This is a genomic window from Nodularia harveyana UHCC-0300 (genome assembly GCF_034931085.1).
In the GTDB taxonomy this organism is placed as follows: domain Bacteria; phylum Cyanobacteriota; class Cyanobacteriia; order Cyanobacteriales; family Nostocaceae; genus Nodularia; species Nodularia harveyana.
Genome location: NZ_JAYGHG010000009.1, coordinates 12,559 through 32,697, shown reverse-complemented (window position 1 = coordinate 32,697; position 20,139 = coordinate 12,559). Strand labels below are relative to the sequence as shown.

At 40.8% G+C, this 20,139-nt stretch carries 17 protein-coding genes, 1 tRNA gene and 1 pseudogene; 8 read left to right on the top strand and 11 right to left on the bottom strand.

The genetic code is table 11. The features are described 5' to 3' along the window. The first annotated feature begins 8 nt into the window (after positions 1-8). A complete protein-coding gene (locus VB620_RS08095; protein ID WP_323195634.1) occupies positions 9-458 on the top strand; it encodes a YlqD family protein in 450 nt (149 codons plus the stop codon). Between the two features lies 1 nt (position 459). Here the strand turns inward: VB620_RS08095 and VB620_RS08090 are convergent, their stop codons facing one another. Beyond that, positions 460-984, bottom strand: coding sequence for a hypothetical protein (locus tag VB620_RS08090; protein WP_323195633.1), 525 nt, complete (start codon positions 982-984; stop codon positions 460-462). Between the two features lie 314 nt (positions 985-1,298). On the opposite strand from VB620_RS08090, the gene VB620_RS08085 reads away from it, so the two are divergent. Beyond that, positions 1,299-2,564: a dihydrolipoamide acetyltransferase family protein gene (locus tag VB620_RS08085; protein ID WP_323195632.1), complete on the top strand. Its 1,266-nt coding sequence runs from the start codon at positions 1,299-1,301 to the stop codon at positions 2,562-2,564. A 108-nt stretch (positions 2,565-2,672) separates the two neighbouring features. Here VB620_RS08085 and VB620_RS08080 read toward each other — a convergent pair whose 3' ends face one another. The 3 genes and pseudogenes from VB620_RS08080 to VB620_RS20930 form a co-directional block, all read right to left on the bottom strand. Further along, positions 2,673-5,015, bottom strand: a complete 2,343-nt coding sequence (locus VB620_RS08080; RefSeq protein ID WP_323195631.1) for a hypothetical protein — start codon at positions 5,013-5,015, stop codon at positions 2,673-2,675. Positions 5,016-5,126: 111 nt separating this feature from the next. Beyond that, positions 5,127-5,435 carry an RtcB family protein gene (locus VB620_RS08075; RefSeq protein ID WP_323195725.1) on the bottom strand — a complete coding sequence of 103 codons (309 nt, stop codon included), beginning with the start codon at positions 5,433-5,435 and terminating at the stop codon, positions 5,127-5,129. A gap of 273 nt (positions 5,436-5,708) precedes the next feature. After that, positions 5,709-8,417 (bottom strand): annotated as a pseudogene (locus VB620_RS20930) (RtcB family protein); the annotation flags it as partial. A gap of 491 nt (positions 8,418-8,908) precedes the next feature. Here VB620_RS20930 and VB620_RS08065 point away from each other — a divergent pair. From VB620_RS08065 to VB620_RS08055, 3 genes are all read left to right on the top strand, one after another. Beyond that, a complete protein-coding gene (locus tag VB620_RS08065) occupies positions 8,909-9,805 on the top strand; it encodes a class I SAM-dependent methyltransferase (RefSeq protein WP_323195630.1) in 897 nt (298 codons plus the stop codon). A 5-nt stretch (positions 9,806-9,810) separates the two neighbouring features. Beyond that, the gene (locus VB620_RS08060; RefSeq protein ID WP_323195629.1) at positions 9,811-10,563 is read left to right on the top strand and encodes an HAD family hydrolase; all 753 of its coding nucleotides are present in this window, start codon (positions 9,811-9,813) and stop codon (positions 10,561-10,563) included. Positions 10,564-10,605: 42 nt separating this feature from the next. Continuing rightward, positions 10,606-10,678: transfer RNA gene (locus VB620_RS08055), tRNA-Ala, on the top strand. A gap of 37 nt (positions 10,679-10,715) precedes the next feature. On the opposite strand, the gene VB620_RS08050 is transcribed toward VB620_RS08055, so the two are convergent. From VB620_RS08050 to VB620_RS08040, 3 genes are all read right to left on the bottom strand, one after another. After that, on the bottom strand, positions 10,716-11,111 hold the full coding sequence (locus VB620_RS08050; RefSeq protein ID WP_323195628.1) for a type II toxin-antitoxin system VapC family toxin: 396 nt from the start codon (positions 11,109-11,111) through the stop codon (positions 10,716-10,718). An 8-nt stretch (positions 11,112-11,119) separates the two neighbouring features. Further along, a complete protein-coding gene (locus tag VB620_RS08045) occupies positions 11,120-11,467 on the bottom strand; it encodes a UPF0175 family protein (protein WP_323195627.1) in 348 nt (115 codons plus the stop codon). 142 nt (positions 11,468-11,609) lie between these two features. After that, positions 11,610-11,834 (bottom strand): hypothetical protein, encoded by a 225-nt coding sequence (locus VB620_RS08040; RefSeq protein WP_323195626.1) that lies wholly within the window; start codon positions 11,832-11,834, stop codon positions 11,610-11,612. A 550-nt stretch (positions 11,835-12,384) separates the two neighbouring features. On the opposite strand from VB620_RS08040, the gene VB620_RS08035 reads away from it, so the two are divergent. Both VB620_RS08035 and VB620_RS08030 read left to right on the top strand, forming a co-directional pair. Continuing rightward, positions 12,385-12,924 carry a hypothetical protein gene (locus VB620_RS08035; RefSeq protein WP_323195625.1) on the top strand — a complete coding sequence of 180 codons (540 nt, stop codon included), beginning with the start codon at positions 12,385-12,387 and terminating at the stop codon, positions 12,922-12,924. Between the two features lie 75 nt (positions 12,925-12,999). Next, entirely contained in the window at positions 13,000-13,875 is an 876-nt protein-coding gene (locus VB620_RS08030; RefSeq protein WP_323195624.1) for a peptidoglycan recognition protein family protein, read from the top strand. Here VB620_RS08030 and ribBA read toward each other — a convergent pair. Beyond that, on the bottom strand, positions 13,853-15,646 hold the full coding sequence (gene ribBA / locus VB620_RS08025; protein WP_323195623.1) for a bifunctional 3,4-dihydroxy-2-butanone-4-phosphate synthase/GTP cyclohydrolase II: 1,794 nt from the start codon (positions 15,644-15,646) through the stop codon (positions 13,853-13,855). The genes VB620_RS08030 and ribBA overlap by 23 nt on opposite strands. 492 nt (positions 15,647-16,138) lie before the next feature. Here ribBA and argC point away from each other — a divergent pair, with 492 nt between their 5' ends. Next, positions 16,139-17,197: an N-acetyl-gamma-glutamyl-phosphate reductase gene (argC, locus tag VB620_RS08020; RefSeq protein WP_323195622.1), complete on the top strand. Its 1,059-nt coding sequence runs from the start codon at positions 16,139-16,141 to the stop codon at positions 17,195-17,197. A 42-nt stretch (positions 17,198-17,239) separates the two neighbouring features. Here the strand turns inward: argC and VB620_RS08015 are convergent, their stop codons facing one another. The 3 genes from VB620_RS08015 to VB620_RS08005 form a co-directional block, all read right to left on the bottom strand. Next, positions 17,240-17,425, bottom strand: coding sequence for a hypothetical protein (locus tag VB620_RS08015; protein ID WP_323195621.1), 186 nt, complete (start codon positions 17,423-17,425; stop codon positions 17,240-17,242). A 16-nt stretch (positions 17,426-17,441) separates the two neighbouring features. Beyond that, the gene (gene eno, locus VB620_RS08010) at positions 17,442-18,731 is read right to left on the bottom strand and encodes a phosphopyruvate hydratase (protein WP_323195620.1); all 1,290 of its coding nucleotides are present in this window, start codon (positions 18,729-18,731) and stop codon (positions 17,442-17,444) included. 522 nt (positions 18,732-19,253) lie between these two features. After that, positions 19,254-20,054 (bottom strand): actin family protein, encoded by an 801-nt coding sequence (locus VB620_RS08005; RefSeq protein WP_323195619.1) that lies wholly within the window; start codon positions 20,052-20,054, stop codon positions 19,254-19,256. Positions 20,055-20,139: the final 85 nt, after the last annotated feature.

Sequence of the window (20,139 nt, the reverse complement as noted above, 5' to 3'; positions counted from 1 at the left end):
AAATTTTTATGGATGTCTCCAACCCTAACTTGCTACTGAAGCGTGTTGTTAATGTCAAAGTGATTGTAACTCCCCTGTGGAAAGAGGAAATACAGCAACAACTGCAAGCGCAAATCAATCAAAGTGATCAGCAACTGCAACAGATAGATGTAGAAGGACAAAGAGCGATCGCCGCTATTCAAAAGCAAGGTTTACAACCACCAGGACCCCAAACCCTGCAACAAATTGACAGTATCCAAGGTCAAGTTAATCAAAAGAAAACTGAACTGCTAGAGCAAAAAAATCAACTCCTGCAAAACCTCCAGCAAGTACAAATTCTGGAGTTAGATCAAGAAGTTAATCAATTTCAAATGGAAGGCTTTTTCCGTGCGGAAAAGGGCGATAACTTAATTAGAAAAATGCAGGTAGAAATCCTGTTGCGTGATGGTGTTGTAGAAGACATTCGTGGCGACATTTAAGTTATTCACAACTTTCGGCTAACTTTTGTTCTCGGCTACTCCCAGCGCTACATTGTATCTGGGAGCCAGCCCACACTATTTGCCACATTGGGGGAGAACTAACTAAGAGCGATCGCCCAAAAGTAGTCATCTCCAACCGATAATTAATCATCTCCACCCCATCATCAGATGGCAATTGCGTAATTTTTACTAAGGCTTGATTTGGTTCGGGATAAACTACTTCTATCTCTCGCTTACCCTCAGCCGAAAATTTATCAGCTAAAGCATTCAAGGCCAAAGTCTCAGGGTTACTACCTTGCAGGGCTGAGGTAATATTCTCTAATACTATAGTTTGATATTGCTCACGCTCTGGGTATGCCGACATATCTTGAGTATGTTGGATATTTGCTACTTCCCCCGGTTGACCAAAGCTATTTTCTGACATGATCTTCCATGACTGCTCCTGAGATATATAAACCCCAGCACCAGTTGTCACCAAAATACTTAGTAACAAAATCAAAACAAAATTCCACTTGTTTAAGAACATAAAACTCAACAAGAAATGTAAATGGGTTAATGATGAATGGGGAATTTCACATTCAACTCAGTTAGTAAATGGAATAATTAAAAACTTGTGTTAACAATAAAACATAGACAACAAAATCCGCTTGTCATGTATGATCAGACTTTTATCTGATTTAGAGGTTCCTGGGTTCCTTGATCAATTATCAGTCAACAGGAATCCGGCATCTCTCCTGAATTAAAGGAGAAAATTTCCCGGTGAAAACTCCTCAGCCAAGATACAATTTAAACTGGCAAAAGCTGTTAAAGTCCATAAACCATTGATTCTGATACCACCCTATGAGCATTCACGAAGTATTTATGCCGGCGCTGAGTTCCACCATGACAGAAGGCAAAATTGTTTCCTGGGTGAAATCGCCAGGGGACAAAGTGGAAAAAGGTGAAACCGTGGTGGTGGTGGAGTCAGATAAGGCAGATATGGATGTGGAAACCTTCTATGAAGGATATTTAGCCCACATCATAGTCCCAGCTGGTGACAGCGCCCCAGTCGGTTCGGCGATCGCCTACATAGCCGAAACAGAAGCCGAAATTGCCACCGCCCAGACCTCAGCCAACTCCAGTACAGCTGCTGCAAAACCTACCTCCACCCCCGAACCAGTTGCAGTGGCCGCCATAGTGGAAACACCTACCTTAGCTACTCAAAACGGGTCTAACCACCGTGAAGGCAGACTTATAGTTTCACCCCGCGCCCGCAAACTAGCCAAAGAACTCAAAGTTGATTTAACCAGCCTCCAAGGTAGTGGCCCCTACGGTCGCATCGTCGCCGAAGATGTGGAATCAGCCCTGAATAAAGGTCAAAAACCCGCCCCAGTTGCACCCACAGTTACCCCAGTTGCAGCCCCAGCACCAGCAGCCCCAGTTGCAGTAATTCCCGGTCAAACAGTACCTCTAACTACCTTCCAAACTGCCGTAGTTCGGAACATGGTAGCCACCCTAGCAGTACCAGTTTTCCGTGTCAGCTATACAATTAGCACAGATGGTTTAGATAAACTTTACAAACAAATTAAATCCAAAGGCGTAACCATGACAGCGCTATTGGCTAAAGCCGTAGCGGTGACATTACAAAAACATCCATTATTAAATGCCAGCTATTCAGATCAGGGAATTGTTTATCATTCGGGTATTAACGTTGCAGTAGCCGTAGCAATGGATGATGGCGGATTAATCACACCAGTATTGCAGAATGCAGACATAGTAGATATTTATTCCCTCTCTCGCAGTTGGAAATCCTTAGTAGAACGTGCGAGAGCCAAACAACTGCAACCAGAAGAATACAACAGTGGCACATTTACCCTCTCTAACTTAGGGATGTTTGGCGTAGACACCTTTGATGCCATATTACCACCAGGACAAGGCTCAATCTTAGCCATTGGTGCATCACGTCCCCAAGTAGTAGCCACAGGAGACGGCTTATTTGGTGTTCGTCAACAAATGCAAGTAAACATCACCTGTGACCATCGTATTATCTACGGCGCTCATGCAGCAGCATTCTTGAAAGATTTGGCTAATTTGATTGAAACCAATCCTCAATCTTTGACACTTTAAAATAAAGCGTTAGAAAACTAAAAATTGTTTAATTTCAGACTTGGAATTTCAAAATCCAAGTCTTTTTTTGGGAGTATTTTGCCAAAAAGCAACTGTTAAGAGCGAATCCTATTTTAAAGTATCCCGTGCGGCAGCACTAACAATTCTATTGGGGTCTTGCGTTAGTTGTTGGCGAATATCAGGGTCAGTATTAGGGTTTTGAGCGATCGCATATCTTTCTGGCCAAAACCAAGATTTATAGTATCTTGCCAAAAATGAACTAGGTATCCGAGGATTCATCAGCACCAAAAACCGAGAAAATGATGGGCGATCGGGAAATTTGAGACATCGCTCTAAAAAAGGAATCGCCGCTTCTGGTTCTTGAGTCAGTAAATTTTTAACAGCAGCTAAATTGAGTGGATTAAAGTGAAATCCCCCACGTCCTCCGGGTTCAGTGGCTAATTGAATTAGTAAGTCTTTTGGCGTACCAGGGTTTTGTGCAACTGCTAGAGGTAATCTTCGATCTGGATGCTGAGTAAATCTAGTTAGAATCTCCTCTGGAGTTTTCGGATGTTTAGCTACAGCTAATTTGACAATTAATTTATCGTCAGCTAATCTTGCCAGAATTGAACCATCAACATTGGAATGTCGAGTAACTTTAGTTTTGACAGCAGTATACTCACTATTTGCTAGTTCTAGTAAATCTAATGAAGATAAATTTGGATTTTCCAAGGTTGCTAATTGTTCTCTAAGCATCGAATCGAGTTTAGGATTTGCTAAAGCAGCTGCTCTAACTTCTGGATGGCGATCGTCAATTAACTTATCTAAAGAGTTTTGAGTAATATTGTAATTACTAGATACCAAAACTCTTACACCCTGGATTGGATGCTCCACTAATTTTGATAGAATTTCCGGTGAAGTGCTAGGATTGCTTGCTAGAATTACGCCATAGTATTCTAAATTAGAAAATCTCATCAATATTAAATTATTGTCTTTATATCTACCTTGTTCAAAATCCCTAAGCATATTATTTAGATAGTATCTTCTGCTTCTTGACTTGCTTTTCTGTATCACGTCGAGTAAACATAGATTAATTGTTGGGTTATTTATGAAGATACATCTTGTGTCAATCCACCAATTCCTATCTTCTAAATTTGTAAATAGAGTATTTAAATCGAAAACGATAGGTTGAATTTGATTGACGGCAAAATTATCAGATAATTTCGTACTATTTATGGGCAGCGTTCCCGAAAGCAAATAAAAAACTATTGCTTCTCTCTGTTTTAAATAAGTAACACATTCAGCTATCAATGGAGAAACTCTGGGATGGTTTTCAAGATTATCTAAAATCTGTCGAGGTGTGTCAGCAGAAGAAACAATCTTTAATAAAGTGCTTGTATATTCGTGTACTGAATTTTGATTTAAATAAGGTAGCGTGCTTTCATCAATTGCTCCTGCATACCACAATCGTAGTTCAATTCTTTCTGCATTAATAATTAAACTAGGCAGTTGGTTTCTATCAATTTTTTCTTCAGCTAGATCGCGCCATCCAGTTTCCAATTCTCCAGCATAATTAATATGTAGTTTTGCGGCTTCAGCAATAAAATGAATGCTATTTTTCGCCAGTTTATCGAGTACCTCTTTAGGTGTTTTCGGATGATTTGCAATAATATTGAGGATACCTGGAAATGTCTCAAGCTGGGATGCTGCTTTTAAAAAGTTTGTGGATATATCTGGCAATTGAACCAATTTAAATATCAGCCTAATGGGAATAAAAAGAATAAGATTTGGTTTCTTATTTAAAGCCACCTGATCCCAGAAATTCATGCCATTATTAGGACAATCAAGACGTAACTGAGCAAGTTCGGCAACAATATCCTCCCCAGATGTTGATAACTCCAATAGTTTTTTTCTAGAAGTATTCTGATGACTAGCTATAATAATTAAAAGTTCTCTCCATTTCCAAAAATCTTTAAAACTGAATGTACTTGTCTTTTTCAGAATATACTTAATATTAATCTCATATTGCTGCTCTAGAAAGAAGTATTGAAAATCATCTCTATTCCGAATACGCTTAATATTCGTCTCACAAATACCAGCAGCAAATTCTAGAAAAGAGGTTGGTGCATTAGATGAACAAACCAGATTCAGTAATTTCAGCCCAAAACGGTGATTTTCCAGAATTGATAAATCATAAGCTGGATTGCTAAAGAACTCTTCAGGAAACATATATGCTAGTCCAATTAACCATTGTCTTGGTGTATTGGGATTACTTGCAAGCGATCTTTGCATTTCTACATCTTTGTTGATTTTGGCTTTTAGGAAAAGTTCTCCTAATAAACTACTATCAGCCACAGAGTTAGCAGCAACTAATCTCGCTAGATCATCATTAATTGCAGCTAGTTCTCGTAATCTTTGTGGTGAAGTCTGAAGATTACTTGCTTCTAACTTAAGTGCATCAGGTAAAATCAACTTAAAAACCTTATTTTATTATTTCAATAACATCATTTTAAATTAGAAAAATAAATTTTAGTTCCTCTGCATTTAAAAATAAAAAAGGTGGGCATTACCCACCCTAAAAATTTAACCCTTCACACAAACAACTTGCTTGAGTGTAGCCACAACTTCCACTAAATCTGCTTGATTTGCCATCACCTGATCAATGGATTTATAAGCACCAGGAATTTCATCTAAAACCCCAGTATCCTTACGACACTCTACACCCTGTGTTTGCTCAATCAAATCATCAAGCGTATAGGCTTTTTTTGCCTTAGCTCTCGACATTAAGCGCCCCGCACCGTGGGAGCAGTTATGTACTAGTAACGGGGTATAGTATTCTGTAAATACAACATAATTGTTGTTATCTTCAACTGTAAAGTTGTACACTGGCATTTCTAAGTTAGATTCAACCTTAAATACCCTATTCATTGCCAAATTGAGGTCAATAGATTGTCCTTGAAACTTAGAAATATCTACCATCTTTCCCCACTTTGCCATAGTAGTGAGGTTATCACACTTGAGTGTTCCTCCTGCTACAGAATTAGCTAATAGTAGTTTATCTGAATAGAGACGAGATGGTGGTTCATCAATCACAAGTCTCTTACAAATAGAAGACAATTTGCTCAATAAAACATTGTCACGAAATTCCACTGCGTAGTTAGTTCGATTTCGGTAAACTTTATAGGCAACACCTAGAGATAAAAGACTACAAACTAAAGTTGAAAACATCTCTTTTTTGCCGAGACTGATAGATATAGTGCCTTTGTTAAAAGTGCCATCTCCATCTAAATAGCCAGCTAAAAAATAGAGAGCTAAAAATGGATTCCCCAGGATAATATTAGGTAAATTTGGTAAAAGCTGTTGAACTTTCTCGACCAAAGACAGTTCACTTACTGTTAACTCAACCAATCCTAAACCTGTAATTGAGCGTCCTTGTAGATGAGAAGTTCTTGGTGCTTGTAGTCGGGAAGAAACTTTTGCAGTATAGAAATTAAATAGTTCCTGCAAATGTTGGATAAAAGGTTGCTTAGAAGGGTCTTGTGATTGATAAATACGAATATGGGAATTTAAGTATTTACCATTCCGAGGTCTATCATTTATCTCTGGTGCATTTTTCCGTTCTTTGAGATGTATCGTACCGTCTGACAAGATCACACCAAGTAAGTAGTAAAAATTGATGTCTTGTTCTTCTGCTGTCAAACTAGAGCGAATGTTGATATTTGTAGGTAAGATGACTCCTCCAGAAGCTAGAGCGATATCTTCAACGGGAAGATAGGACAATATACCTTGCTGGTAAGTAGCAAAAGGATGATTGGGAGTACAGGTAATTGTGTTTTCTAATCTGCGTCTAGTTTGAGATACAGAATACTTGTTGGCTACAGCTACCCGTCCACTTTTATCCAAAATATTCTGAGGTTCAAACTTCTGAAGTTTCTCGTTGTAGGAGATTAACTTGATAGGCTGAGATGAATTAAAGATATCTTCTATATTCATCAAACCAAACTCAGTTAATACTTTAGTCCCAGCCGCAAAGCAAGAACAAAAACTGTGAGCATTACCTTTACCCTTAACAATGAAAGATTTTGCTCCCATTGAACCAGGAATAATCCCATAGTCTTCAGTTTGGGCGCGGACTGCACCTTTACGAGTCACATAAACATCCTCATCAAAATGCACTTCTTTTTCAGCGTAATTGTGATGACAATTTACCTGTAATAAAGGCTTAGTCAACTTTCCCCCCGCCAAATGCTTCTCGATGATGTGCTTAAAACGTGCCATCATCACATCCCGGTTGAAACGTGCGTAGTCTTGCGCCCACTGCAAATCATGCCAGTATGCTTGAAATTCTGGCGTACCAGCGATGAAATAGGATAAATCAGGATCAGGTAATTTATTCCCCGCCATTTTCGCTAGTTCTTTGGCTGTACTAATATGGCACTGTGCGAGCTGATTACCGATGTTACGAGAACCGGAATGCAGCATTAACCAAACTTGGTTTTCTGTATCGAGGCATACTTCAATAAAATGATTACCTCCCCCCAGAGAACCCATTTGTTTCATCGCTTTGCTTTCCAGGTCTTGAACACCTGGATGTAAGTCGGAAAAGTCCCGCCACCGTTGCCAATTAGTAGCAGATTTTTCCACTTCTTTGTTAGCATTAAATCCCGTAGGAATTGCTGCTTCAATATCTAAGCGAATTTTCTTCAGTTTGCCTTCGAGTTTTTCACCAGTAAATGGCATTTTGATGGCGCTCATCCCGCAGTTATGAACAAATACACCAGCTTTTAAAGCAAAGTTTTGGTACTCAGGAACTGTAAGACAGTAAACATTTTCCGTGTAATTTAAGGGAACTACAGCGACAACTTTGTGATTACATTGATGTTCTTTTCGCCGATGGTTATGTAGTCCAATGGGAGTTTTGACTTCTGCACCACAAATATCACAACTATAGTATCTGTTAGCAATCTCCTGAGATTTTGCTCTTCCTTTTTCACTTTGGTTATATTCAACTAAATATTGCTTACCTCGAAGACCATTACCTGCAACTGCATTTCTAAAATGTTCTGGTTGCTGCTGCATATACCGAAGAATATTCTTAGTTCCTCGCTCTGCATAATATTTATGTCCTTCTGGAGTTTGTGCTTTTTGAACCAAAGCAGCAATTCTTTTTTCTTCAAATGCGGAAGATTGCCAGTGTTGATTAGATTCTACTAAAGAGCGATGATAAGCAGAATGATCGCAATTGCCCATGAATTCAAGATTATCTGGTCGATTATCAGATTCATTGAAGTTGCGATGGTGAATGACAGTTCTTTGCCCTTCAAATTTAGGAATCTCTCCGAGTAAACCAGACCTAGCAAGAATCCAATGTGCTTTTTGCCATCTGCTAGAGTATGGTTGAGAAATTAAGGTATAGCCATCTTTACCAGTCCTAGAATAGAAGGGCATTAAAGAAGTACCGGTTGAAAGCAACTGAGCTTCTTGATAAGAGCCATCCCGAAGCATAAATTGGTGGTCGGGGGTACAAATAATTTCTTCGCCATTATCCAAAACTACTTTCACGAGAGAAGCATTTCGTCTCGTCAGTTTAGCAGTTGCTGAAGCTACAACAATTTTGCCTGTTGGCGTACAAGCATAAACAAGAAAGGCTTTTTCCCAATTTGTTAGCTCTTTGAGGCTATAGGAATGACCATCGACTAGAGGAATTAGAGTATCTCCCACAAAGCAACCAATATCCACACCCACAGCCGCCGGAATTATTGCTTCTTTGGTGGCGATGACAGAACCAACTAAAGCACCTTTACCTAAGTGAACATCTGGCATTAAAGCTATATGCTTAAACACAAATGGTAATGATGCCACATTCTTGGCCATGTTGATTTCCTGTGGACCCAAAGGGTGATTTGCCCAGGATAAAACAGGGGATGGTGTCGTAATTTCTAACTTTTCGTAGGGCATAATTATTATTTAGTTTTCTAGGTTCTAGTTGATTGATAATTTCAGGGAAAATTTCGCGTTTCTGCACTAGCTAAGTAGAAACAACTAATCAAATAAAATTTCCCATTCAGGAAAAACAGCAACTTTCACAGGTTACTAGAACAGGATTTATTAGTGATGATAAACAAAATTTTATCTGATATTTAATTATGTCTATCTACTTAGTAGCGGCAAGTTTATGGGGATATGACATTTTATTTGCTCAGAAAGAACTCAGATACTACTAATGTAATATATGAAAATTCGGATGTCAATGCGATCGCCCGTGGTATTACTAAATATTCTGTGGTGCAACAAAGCAGTTAGTCACAATAATTAGTTAAAATTTGTCAAGCATTCAGCTAACTCATTAAATCTGGTTAAATCCTATGGCTACTCGTCAAGATACAATTTGGGAAAAATTTCTCTCCCCTGTGGTGACGCAGTTCATTGATAAAGAGGCTTTGCGGCGCTACTCTGATAGTATCAACTGGGAGCAAGAATGCGATCGCTTGCGCCAATCTGATGTGATCATACCTGCATACTACAGTAGTCAAAACTTTCACGGCATTGAAGGCGGTTATCTCAACTCCAGCGCCGCAGTCAGCTATGATCCTATTACTCAATACGTTGTCCCACCGAATGAGACTTTAGTTCGTCAAGCTTTAATTGATGCCATCCAAGTGCAACCACGGCGGATACTAGATTTAGGTTGCGGTACTGGTTCCACAACTTTAATGTTAAAACAGGCATTTCCCCAAGCCCAAGTCATCGGCTTAGACTTATCCCCTTATATGTTAGTCAGGGCAGAAGATAAGGCTAAAACTGCCGGATTAAAGATACACTGGCAACATGGGAATGCGGAAACTACCAATTTCCCGGACGGTGATTTTGATTTAGTTACAGCTTCTTTGTTATTTCACGAAACACCCAGTGCAGTTTGTCAAGCCGTTCTACAGGAAAGCTTCCGGTTATTGGTGACTGGTGGACAGGTCTTAATTTTGGATGGTAATCAGAATACTCTGCGTCAGTTGCATTGGTTGAGTGATGTGTTTGAAGAACCGTATATTCGTGAGTATGCGGCTGATAATTTAGATGCACGTATGGGCGCTGCTGGGTTTGAAGCGGTGCGAACTCAGGGGGTTTGGTGGATAAATCAGGTAACAAGCGGAATTAAACCGATTCCCGTAGCAGATGCAAATATGCGAAATTATGCCCAGCAGGATGTACTAATCTCCAGAGATAATGATGATGTGCAGGATTTTGGATCTCCAGTTTTTGGCTAAATAACATGAGTTTAAAGGCAGTTTTATTTGATTTTAATGGTGTAATCATTAACGATGAGCGTATCCACCTACAATTGATAGATGAGATTCTGATTGCGGAAAATCTGCAACCCCAAAAGGCTAGTGAGCGCCAAGCTGGTTTAGGGCAGAGCGATCGCGCGTATTTTCAAGATTTGTTCCATCACCGTGGTAGACTAGTTACTCAGGAATATCTGACTAAACTGCTGCACCGCAAAGCTGAAGCCTATGTTGAGGAAATGGCTAAAATCGCAAAGCTGCCATTGTATCCCGGTGTTGAAGACTTAATCTATCAGTTGCGATCGCTCAAAATTACCCCAGATAGTCCCGAAACTGTGAAACTCGCCTTAGTCAGTGGCGCAATTCGCCCAGAAATCGAACTCATATTAGAACGAGCCAAACTCACCCCATATTTTCCCGTGATTGTCGCCGGCGATGACATTACCACCAGCAAACCCCAGCCAGATGGTTATTTGCTAGCTGTAGACCGTCTCAACCAAGCATATCCTGATTTGGATTTAAAACCCCAAGAATGTCTAGCCATTGAAGATACTCCCGTAGGTATAGAAGCCGCCAGACAAGCCCAAATGCAGGTAGTTGGTGTCGCCAATACCTACCCCTTCCATATGCTTCAGCGTTGCTGTAACTGGACTGTGGACTACTTGATTGAGTTGGAACTAGAACGAGTGCAGGAAATTTATTCCCAAAAAGAGATGAAACTTGCAGTCCCAGAGTGTTAATATACGATATGTGTGTCAGAGTTACTAACTCTGCATTTACTAGGGGAATTAGCTCAGTTGGTAGAGTGCTGCGATCGCACCGCAGAGGTCAGGGGTTCGAGTCTCCTATTCTCCATTTATTTTCACATCAGGGCTTTGCTGATGCCATGAGACTAACTGAAAGGGTTAAAAAGTGGGATACCACAACTATCAAAATCACGAATATTGCGCGTCACTAAAGTTAATTGGTGTATCTGGGCTGTAGCCGCAATCATCATATCTGCTTGGGTGACTGTTTTACCACTTAACCTTTGTTGACCTCGTAGTTGACCACAAAGTTTGGCAATTTCAGCAGTTATCGGCAACATTTGGCAGTGATTTTGCATAAAATTTTCCCACCAACTTTGAATTTTTATGTTGGGTTTTGATGTTAAACCATAAAATATTTCTTCAACAGTAATTACACTAATATTTATATCAGATAAATTTTTCACCCAGATTAAAACTCCAGGATTAGGCTGAGGACGCACTAATTCACTAATGATATTAGTATCACATAAAAAACTCATAGCTAAAATTAAAAAAATAAATTAGGACGATCATAACGAGAGGGAATTTCTAAAGAATAATTTTCTGCAACACAAATATCTTGCAAATCATCAACAGCAGCAGATAAAGTTTTTATTGGTTCTTCTTCCCCTCCAACTCTTTGAACCTCATTGAAAGCAAGCTGAGATTGTCTTAAAAATGTTTCAGTTTCCCCCAGCGAGGACATTTTTAATAACTGTTGAATTTGTCCAGCATTCATTATTCCATTTCTATAAGCTTCTATTGCTAAAGCTTCTAAAATTTTTTGCGGTAAGTCTTGCCAGTTTTTTTGGAGTTGATTACCAATATCTTCGGGAATTTCGATAGTAATTTCCATATTTTTATCCTTTTTTTACCAGAAAAATTGACAATCTTGAGAAATAGACATAATTTATCTATTTAACCATTTTATGATAATAATTTGAGTTATTAGATATAGCAATAGGTAAAAATTAGATCATTAAACAGGTTCTCCATCTTCACAGGTATAAATATCTAGTTAGTTCATTTGCCAAAAAATCAAAACAGACTCCAGTTTCAGCTAATTTAATTAATTCTTGATTTGAGGGTTCAGAACCTTCAAAAAATAGTTCTCGTACTAAAATTTGGCGTTCCTCTGGAAAAAGAGCGCGAATAACTTGGATAAGAGTATTTATCAATTTGATATTCACAGTTTGGGTTGCAAGTGTTTCCCTTTCATTCATCCTCATAGCTCCTGAGTTTGACAAATAGCTGATTTACTCATATATTTTAACTAAAATTAATCAGCCATTGGTAGAGTGCTGCGATCGCACCGCAAAGGTCAGGGGTTCGAGTCTCCTATTCTCCATTTTTATTGCTAGATACCCTGAAACTTGTCCTAGAATGTCCCAATCTTCCTAAGATTAGAACATTTACCAACTATGTACTGGGATTCTCTAATGAATCTTTTAGTTTTCTCTTATTTACCTAGAGAGTCATTAGGCATGAATATTTATCGTTAGGATGAGGCAGAAAGGAGGAGGGTTTGAGTGTCAAGTTATGTTTAATTGCTACTCGCACGCCTTAATGCAAAGTTTCTAGGAATAAAGAATTATGCTTGCTTCTAAATTATCTTTTTCCAAGACCAGACTTAATCTCATCAAGTTTATTCAATTTTTCACTACCTTTTGAGGAGTTATGCTTGCTGCAATGCCACGTTTTTATCGTTTTTTTTGCACTGCTAACTATAGCGACCTGTAATTAATTATTAATTGACTGAAAACTTTATAAAACATGAAAATTCAAGAACCGAATCCTAATTCCTCCTCCAATCCCCTGGTCCAATATCTTTGGACGTTACCCGCCAGAATTGTCATTGCCTGTTTTTTACTAATGCTGTCTTCCATTATTGTGTTAAATCTGAATTTTAACTACCGGAAAGCTAAAGTAGTCAAGGCACATGGAGAAGAGATAACAGTCTTTGTCCAGCAAAAAGTTTTACCTAGTAGCGGTAGAGATCGGAAATCACGACAATATTACATTTTAAAATCACGCAATCGTGGTGCTTTCCGACATTACACTAAGGAGAAATATCCAGTTGGAGAATCTATAAGTATGCTGTACCTAAGCAGTTCAAACCCACACTCGTCTTTCGCTGCCCACGAATCTGATATTCTGATTCGCGGTAAAAAAAGTGATTCCCTCATAGCACTCTATTTTTCCAGCATCAGAAAGAACAAAGATGACTATGGCTTTACTCATACTCTCTGCTCTTTTATCTTTGCAATACTGGCGATAAAGGTAGTTTTGCCCCCTTCAAATAAAAATAAATAGTTGGGGTGAAGTTGGCGATATTGATGACACATCCTAGAATATGAAAGATTAGAATTACTAATTTTTTGATTACTAATGAAATTTATAAACTGGGCTACTAGAATATTAATAATTTCCCTGATATTAACCACAGTCATGATAGTGTTATCCCTGGGAAGAATACAAAGTAATCAAATCACCTCTAATCCTGAAATTCCTGACCCCAGCATAGATTGGAGTCAATACCCAGAAGCTGAATTACAATCAGCAACAGAACCAGAGGAAGAAGCACCAGCAGATTTACCCCCTCCTTCAGTTTCCAGTAATCAAAGTTCTGGGAGATATAGAACCACAGCAGCTTTTAATCAATATATACCTGACTATGACATTATTGCAGTCCACCCCAGCAACTATGGTGAGAGGTATTCTCAGGATGTCAATGGTTTACCTCTGAACAATCAAGCCATTATTGTCCTACATGAAACCGGTGATTCTGCTGCGAGTGCGGTGAATTTTTTCAAAACACTCAATCAAGATGATAATGTGCAAGCCAGTTATCATGCTTTAATTCAGCTAGATGGCAAGATTATTTATTTAGTCCCTCCAGATAAACGCGCTTATGGGGCGGCTAATTCGGTGTTTGAAAGTCCCAATGGTGTGGAAACCGTAATCACTAATCCTGATTTACCATCCTCTGTGAATAATTTTGCTTATCACGTTTCTTTAGAAACACCACCGGACGGAAGGGGAAATAATTTTCTCAAGTCTCATAGTGGTTATACGGAATTACAATACAATTCTCTGGCTTGGTTAATTGCTCAAAGTCAAGTTCCAGACTATCGCATTACTACCCATGCAGCTGTAGACCGTTCTGGTCAAAAAAACGACCCCCTCAGTTTTGATGGTGATAAATTTTTGCGGTTACTCCATAGCTATCGGGAATTAACTCCTAACTATCAGGCGCAGAATTAATTTCTCTGGTGAAGCTATAAATTTGTTGCGTTTCCAGGCGATCGCAGATTGAGGAAGGTAAAGTATCACAAGAGAACATCTGACGGTCTAGTTTCACCTGCAAATTACTCAAGGGGTCATGACCACTAGAAATCAGAAATTCTAACTTCTCCACATCAGGTAAAGTTACCAAGTGGTCGAGAATTTGGAAAATTGCTTGCAAGTATGGATGACCATTCTGCCGATACCAATCACTATCAGCCACATTCGCTTGATCAAAACCCAAGTGTACTGTTAAAGATGGTTGCGTAAACAATGCCAACCCTATGGGACGGGCTTCTTCTTGTAACAATAAATGATTATTTTTAGCTAAAAGCCGTAATTTCTCTAGGCGTTCATAGCGTTGGGTGACTAATTCCGGATCATCTTGCCATTTAATTGCGACAGTGACTAAGTAAGTCTGTAACAACATATGACCCAACTTCTGGGCTTTGGTAGCCAAATAATAGGAATTGTAATCGTTAGCTTCAATCAACAACGGTACGCGGTCAACTACTTCCAAACCGTAGCCCTTGAGTCCCGCAATTTTACGGGGATTATTGGTAATTAGGCGAATATTTTTTACACCCAAATCCATGAGAATTTGCGCCCCCATACCATAATCACGCAGGTCAGCCGGAAATCCCAACCGCTCGTTAGCCTCCACTGTATCCAGCCCCATATCCTGTAGAGAATAGGCTTTGAGCTTATTAATTAAACCAATTCCCCGCCCTTCTTGGCGCAGGTAAACTACGACACCTTGACCCGCCGCTTCAATCATTTTTAATGCTGCTACCAGTTGCATCCGACAGTCGCAGCGCAAGGAACCCAAAGCATCACCGGTTAAACATTCCGAGTGCATCCGCACCATGACTTGCTGATCTTGAAAATTAGCAGGATCACCCTTGACGATAGCCACGTGTTCTGTATTATCCACAGTATGGCGATAGGCGTAAATATCAAACTGACCGAATTGGCTAGGTAACTTAGTGACTACTTCCCGATATACTAGGCGATCATTGTTTAGGCGATAACTAATTAAATCAGCAATACTAATAATTTTCAGATCGTGATGTTGAGCGTACAGGATTAATTCCGGCAACCGCGCCATAGAACCATTAGGGTTTTGAATTTCACAAATTACCCCGGCGGGATATAACCCAGCTAATCGAGATAAATCAACGGCTGCTTCTGTATGTCCGGCGCGTTTGAGTACACCTCCCACCTTAGCCCGAATGGGAAAAATATGACCAGGGCGACGCAAATCTGTGGGTTTGGTTGCGGGGTTGAGGGTAATTTGAATAGTGCGGGCCCGGTCTTCGGCAGATATGCCAGTAGTTACACCTAATTCCGGTCCAGCATCAATACTAACAGTAAATGCAGTTTGGTTAGTATCGGTGATGTTGGTCACCATTAATGGTAAGTCTAATTCATCCAGGCGATCGCCCGTCATCGCCAGACAAATCAAACCTCTAGCTTCCACCGCCATGAAATTAATCATATTTGGCGTGGCAAATTCGGCGGCACAGATTAAATCGCCTTCGTTTTCTCGATTTTCATCATCTACCACCACAATCACACGACCCGCTTTTAAGTCTGCCAAAGCAGCATCAATAGAGTCAAATTTAAAGGCTGGGGTTGAGGAGGCAGCACCATCAGTTTTTTCCCCTACGTTCGGAGTTACACCTGTGCGGGTATCTTCCCCATTCAGGGAGGTAGATTCAGACTGTCCTGTAGGCTTAGGCTTTGACACAGAAAATTTCCAGCTAGCAAAAGTAAATTTTTCTTACAATTTCTTATTTTAAATTGTAGCTCGTTTATGGGGCAGAGAAATAGACTAAATGGGTGGATATAAATCAAACCTCGGCTCCCCTTAACGCCAAAGTTAACTAGGGAGGAAAGTTATGTTTCCTTTCTCCTGTTCTATTGGTAAGGGTTTCAGGGGTTTTGACTTGAACTCATAGAGTTTGCTTGATTTCGGCTTAACTACTTAACTAGAAAAAATATATTTCGTCAAATTACCTTGAGATTGCCACAACAGAGATGCTCAATTCCCAGATTTATGGAATGTGGAGAGAAAAAATACTGATTTGAGCTATTCACAGTGTAAAATCTTGCCACAACCCCAGGCAGAGTTAAAACTTTTGATTTACGGTTAGTAGTGTATTGTAAGCCTGCTATCTTGTAACTGATATTTGAGCATTGAGAACCAAGTTAACCGAAAACAGATAAGGATTTTATAATTATGGGTAATTTTAGACGCGTACCAGTGGGAATTGTCGGCGCGTCAGGCTATGGCGGAGTGCAACTAGTGAGATTATTGATGGATCATCCAGAAATTGAACTAGTTTATTTAGGTGGTGAGAGTAGTGCAGGTAAATCCTTTGGAGACCTTTATCCCCATCTGGCTCATCTAGTTAACTTGACAATAGAACCAGTAGATGCAGAAGTAATTGCTCACCGTTGTGAAGTCGTATTTCTCTCGCTACCAAATGGACTAGCTTGCCAAATTGCCCCGATATTGTGTGAAAAAGGCTGTAAAGTCCTGGATTTGAGCGCAGATTATAGATTTAGTGATTTAACCACATACAGTAATTGGTATGGTACTCAGAGAAGCGATCGCACCACAGCTGCTACAGCAGTATATGGCTTACCCGAATTATACCGCGATCGCATTGCCGAAGCTCAGTTAGTTGGCTGTCCTGGTTGTTACCCCACCGCCAGCCTTTTAGCCCTTTCCCCCCTACTCAAACAAGGCTTAATCGTCCCCGAAACCGCCATCATTGATGCTAAATCCGGCACATCAGGGGGCGGTAGACAAGGGAAAATTAACCTATTATTAGCAGAAGCCGATAACTCATTGGGAGCCTACGGTGTCAGTCGTCACCGCCACACCCCGGAAATTGAGCAGATTTGTAGTGATTTAGCAGGTCACGAAGTCACAGTTCAATTTACCCCCCATCTCATCCCTATGGTGCGGGGGATTTTAGCCACAGTATATGCTTCACTCCGCGACCCCGGACTAGTGAGAGATGACTTAATTACCATTTATACAGCCTTTTATCGTAACGCCCCTTGGGTAAGAATCTGTGAAAGTGGCGTTTATCCTCAAACCAAGTGGGCTTGTGGCAGCAATTTGTGTTACATCGGTTTAGAAGTTGACCCGCGCACAGGTCGAGTAATAGTCATGTCAGCCATTGACAATCTGATTAAAGGCCAGGCGGGTCAAGCCATACAGTGTTTGAACCTAATGATGGGTTGGGATGAAACCTTGGGTTTACCCAAACTAGGATTCTATCCTTAAGTGGGGAATGGGGACTGGGGACTGGGGACTGGGTATTGGGTATTAGGGACTGGGTATTGGGGACTGGGTATTGGGTATTGGGTATTGGAAAGTAAAAATCTTTCCCCCCACACTCCCCACACCCCCCACACCTCCCACACTCCCCACACTCCCCACACCTCCCACACTCCCTACACTCCCCACACTCCCCACACTCCCTACACTCCCCACACTCCCCACACTCCCCACACTCCCCCTGCCTCTTCTACTTCGGTCCTAAACCCACAGTACCAGCATAAACAGCGCGATCGCCCAATTCATCCTCAATGCGGAGCAAGCGATTATATTTTGCTACCCGTTCACTGCGACACAGAGAACCCGTCTTAATTTGACCAGCACGAGTCGCCACAGATAAATCAGCAATGGTAGTATCTTCAGTTTCACCAGAACGATGGCTAATTACTGAGCGGAAACCGTTGCGGGTCGCCATATCAATGGTTTCCAAAGTTTCAGTCAGTGAACCAATTTGATTCAGTTTAATCAAAATAGAATTACCTGCTTTTTGCTCAATCCCTTTGTGCAAGCGAGTAGCATTGGTCACAAACAAATCATCACCAACCAACTGCACCTTAGAGCCTAACTTTTCAGTCAGCAATTGCCAACTCTGCCAATCTTCCTCATGTAAGCCATCTTCAATGGACACAATGGGATATTCGTCAACCAATTGACCGAGGTAATCAATAAACTCAGCCGGGGTGTGGGGTTTACCATCATAAACATACTGTCCATCTTTGTAAAACTCACTGGCCGCCACATCCAAAGCCAAAGCCACTTGTTCTCCAGGCTTGTAACCAGCTTGTTTAATCGCCGCCACCAGTAATTCCAAAGCCACTTGATTAGACTCTAAATTAGGGGCAAAACCACCTTCATCACCCACACCAGTCAGCAAACCCTTGTCATCCAACACCTTGCTGAGAGTAGCAAATACTTCCGCACCCCAGCGCAACGCTTCCCGGAAAGAAGGAGCGCCCACAGGGACAATCATAAACTCTTGAAAATCCACATTATTTGCAGCGTGTGCGCCACCGTTAATTACATTCATCAACGGCACTGGTAGCAAATTCGCCAAAGGGCCACCCAAATAGCGATATAGGGGAATATCCAAAGATTCCGCCCCCGCCTTGGCTGCTGCGAGAGACACTGCCAAAATCGCATTTGCACCCAAATTAGATTTATTCCCAGAACCATCTATCGCAATCATTGTCCGGTCTAACAGTTCTTGATTCAGCGCATCCAAGCCTAATAATTTCGGGGCTAGTGCCAGATTCACGTTTTGTACTGCCTTGAGTACCCCTTTACCCCCATAACGGCTTTTATCGCCATCCCGGAGTTCATGGGCTTCAAAAGTGCCTGTAGATGCGCCACTGGGAACCTGTGCGACTCCCACCACACCATTAGCTAAATGTACTTCTGCTTCTACTGTTGGTTTACCCCGTGAGTCCAGAATTTCGCGGGCAACAATTGCTTCAATGGCAGTATCCATAAATTTAGTCATCTGTGCTGAATCCTTTCTGCTGAGTCTATCGTCAAGGTGGAACTTTTACAGTTTAGTCATACCCAACCGTTAGCATAGGGGTTTCTGAGACAAATTAGACGTTGATTAACGAAGATTTCCAATATTAGCCTTACCTAGTGGTCTGTCAAGCTAAAAATTGTGAGTTTGAGGGAAAATAGAAAGGCTATTTACAGTAAACCTCACCAGATAATCCTAATAACTGATTATGCTTAAAACCTATATTGTCCAGTTAAGTCAAGAAGAACGGCAGACCCTACAAGATTTTGGGCGTTGCTGAATCAAAGTATGAAATGCCAAAATCACCTTGATTTTTCTTAGTTCCTTTGCGCCTTTGCGCCTTTGCGTGACACTAATTCATATCTCAATTCAGCAACGCCGAGAATCACATCGGTGCGCTCTGGATGTTCATCAATGACTACAATCGCCGCATCAGAGAGAAGCTATCAGAAAAGGAAGAGTCCATCTTTTCCTCTGTCCTTTACTAAAATACACTACCGATTTTTAGAAGCACTTACGATTCACAACTCTGGGGCCATCTTTATCATACTCTGCCCTTGAAATCCACATCCCATATTGATCAAGGTTTGGTGCGAACTGGTCACCCCCATTCCAGACTGAATTTTCAGGCTGATCAGACTGTTCAACCTTGACAGTCGCCGTTGCTGGTGCTACGTCAGTCACTTCTTGAGTTAGACGCTCACGAAGACCAGGAAATTTGGAGCCATGGCCAGCAACAACAATGTTCTTGAACAGGTCATAACGTAACTCAACATCACACTTTATGATGCCCGTATATATCATGTCGCGAATGTTATCTTTTATTGTCACGCCAAACAAGGAGTCTAACGTATCACAGCGATCCAGACCGGTTGATAGCATCGCATGGTGGAGTGCATATCCCTGATATATCGGTACTACATTGATCACATCTTGATCAATATTGACCGCACACCCTGTCGTTCCTCCAAAGCTATAAAGAGCTAAAACCCCATCTATGCTAAGGTAGCAGCCTGGCACTCCGAACGTTTCAAATAGTACCTGAATGGTCTTTTCGCGGTTAAGCTTTGGATTGAGGGGCGGCTGGCTCATGAGGATAGGATGCTCTGTCGGGTTAGCATCCAGCTCGTCGAAGACTCGCTCCCAAACCTTAACCATGCCCTCCCAATCCGTAACAACGTTTTTCTCAATCGGACTCTTGCCTGTCACCGAGTCTGTTTTGAGAATAACGCTGGGGGTGTCACCGCTGGAAAGACCCGCTCGAATGTATCCTGATTCATTATGAATAACGATTGGAGTTGTCATGAATGTTTTGTTAATTTTTTATCATTAACAGTATAGATGGAAAGAATCTCGAAAAATTCAAAACCTGGAGAGATGTCTTGAGAAC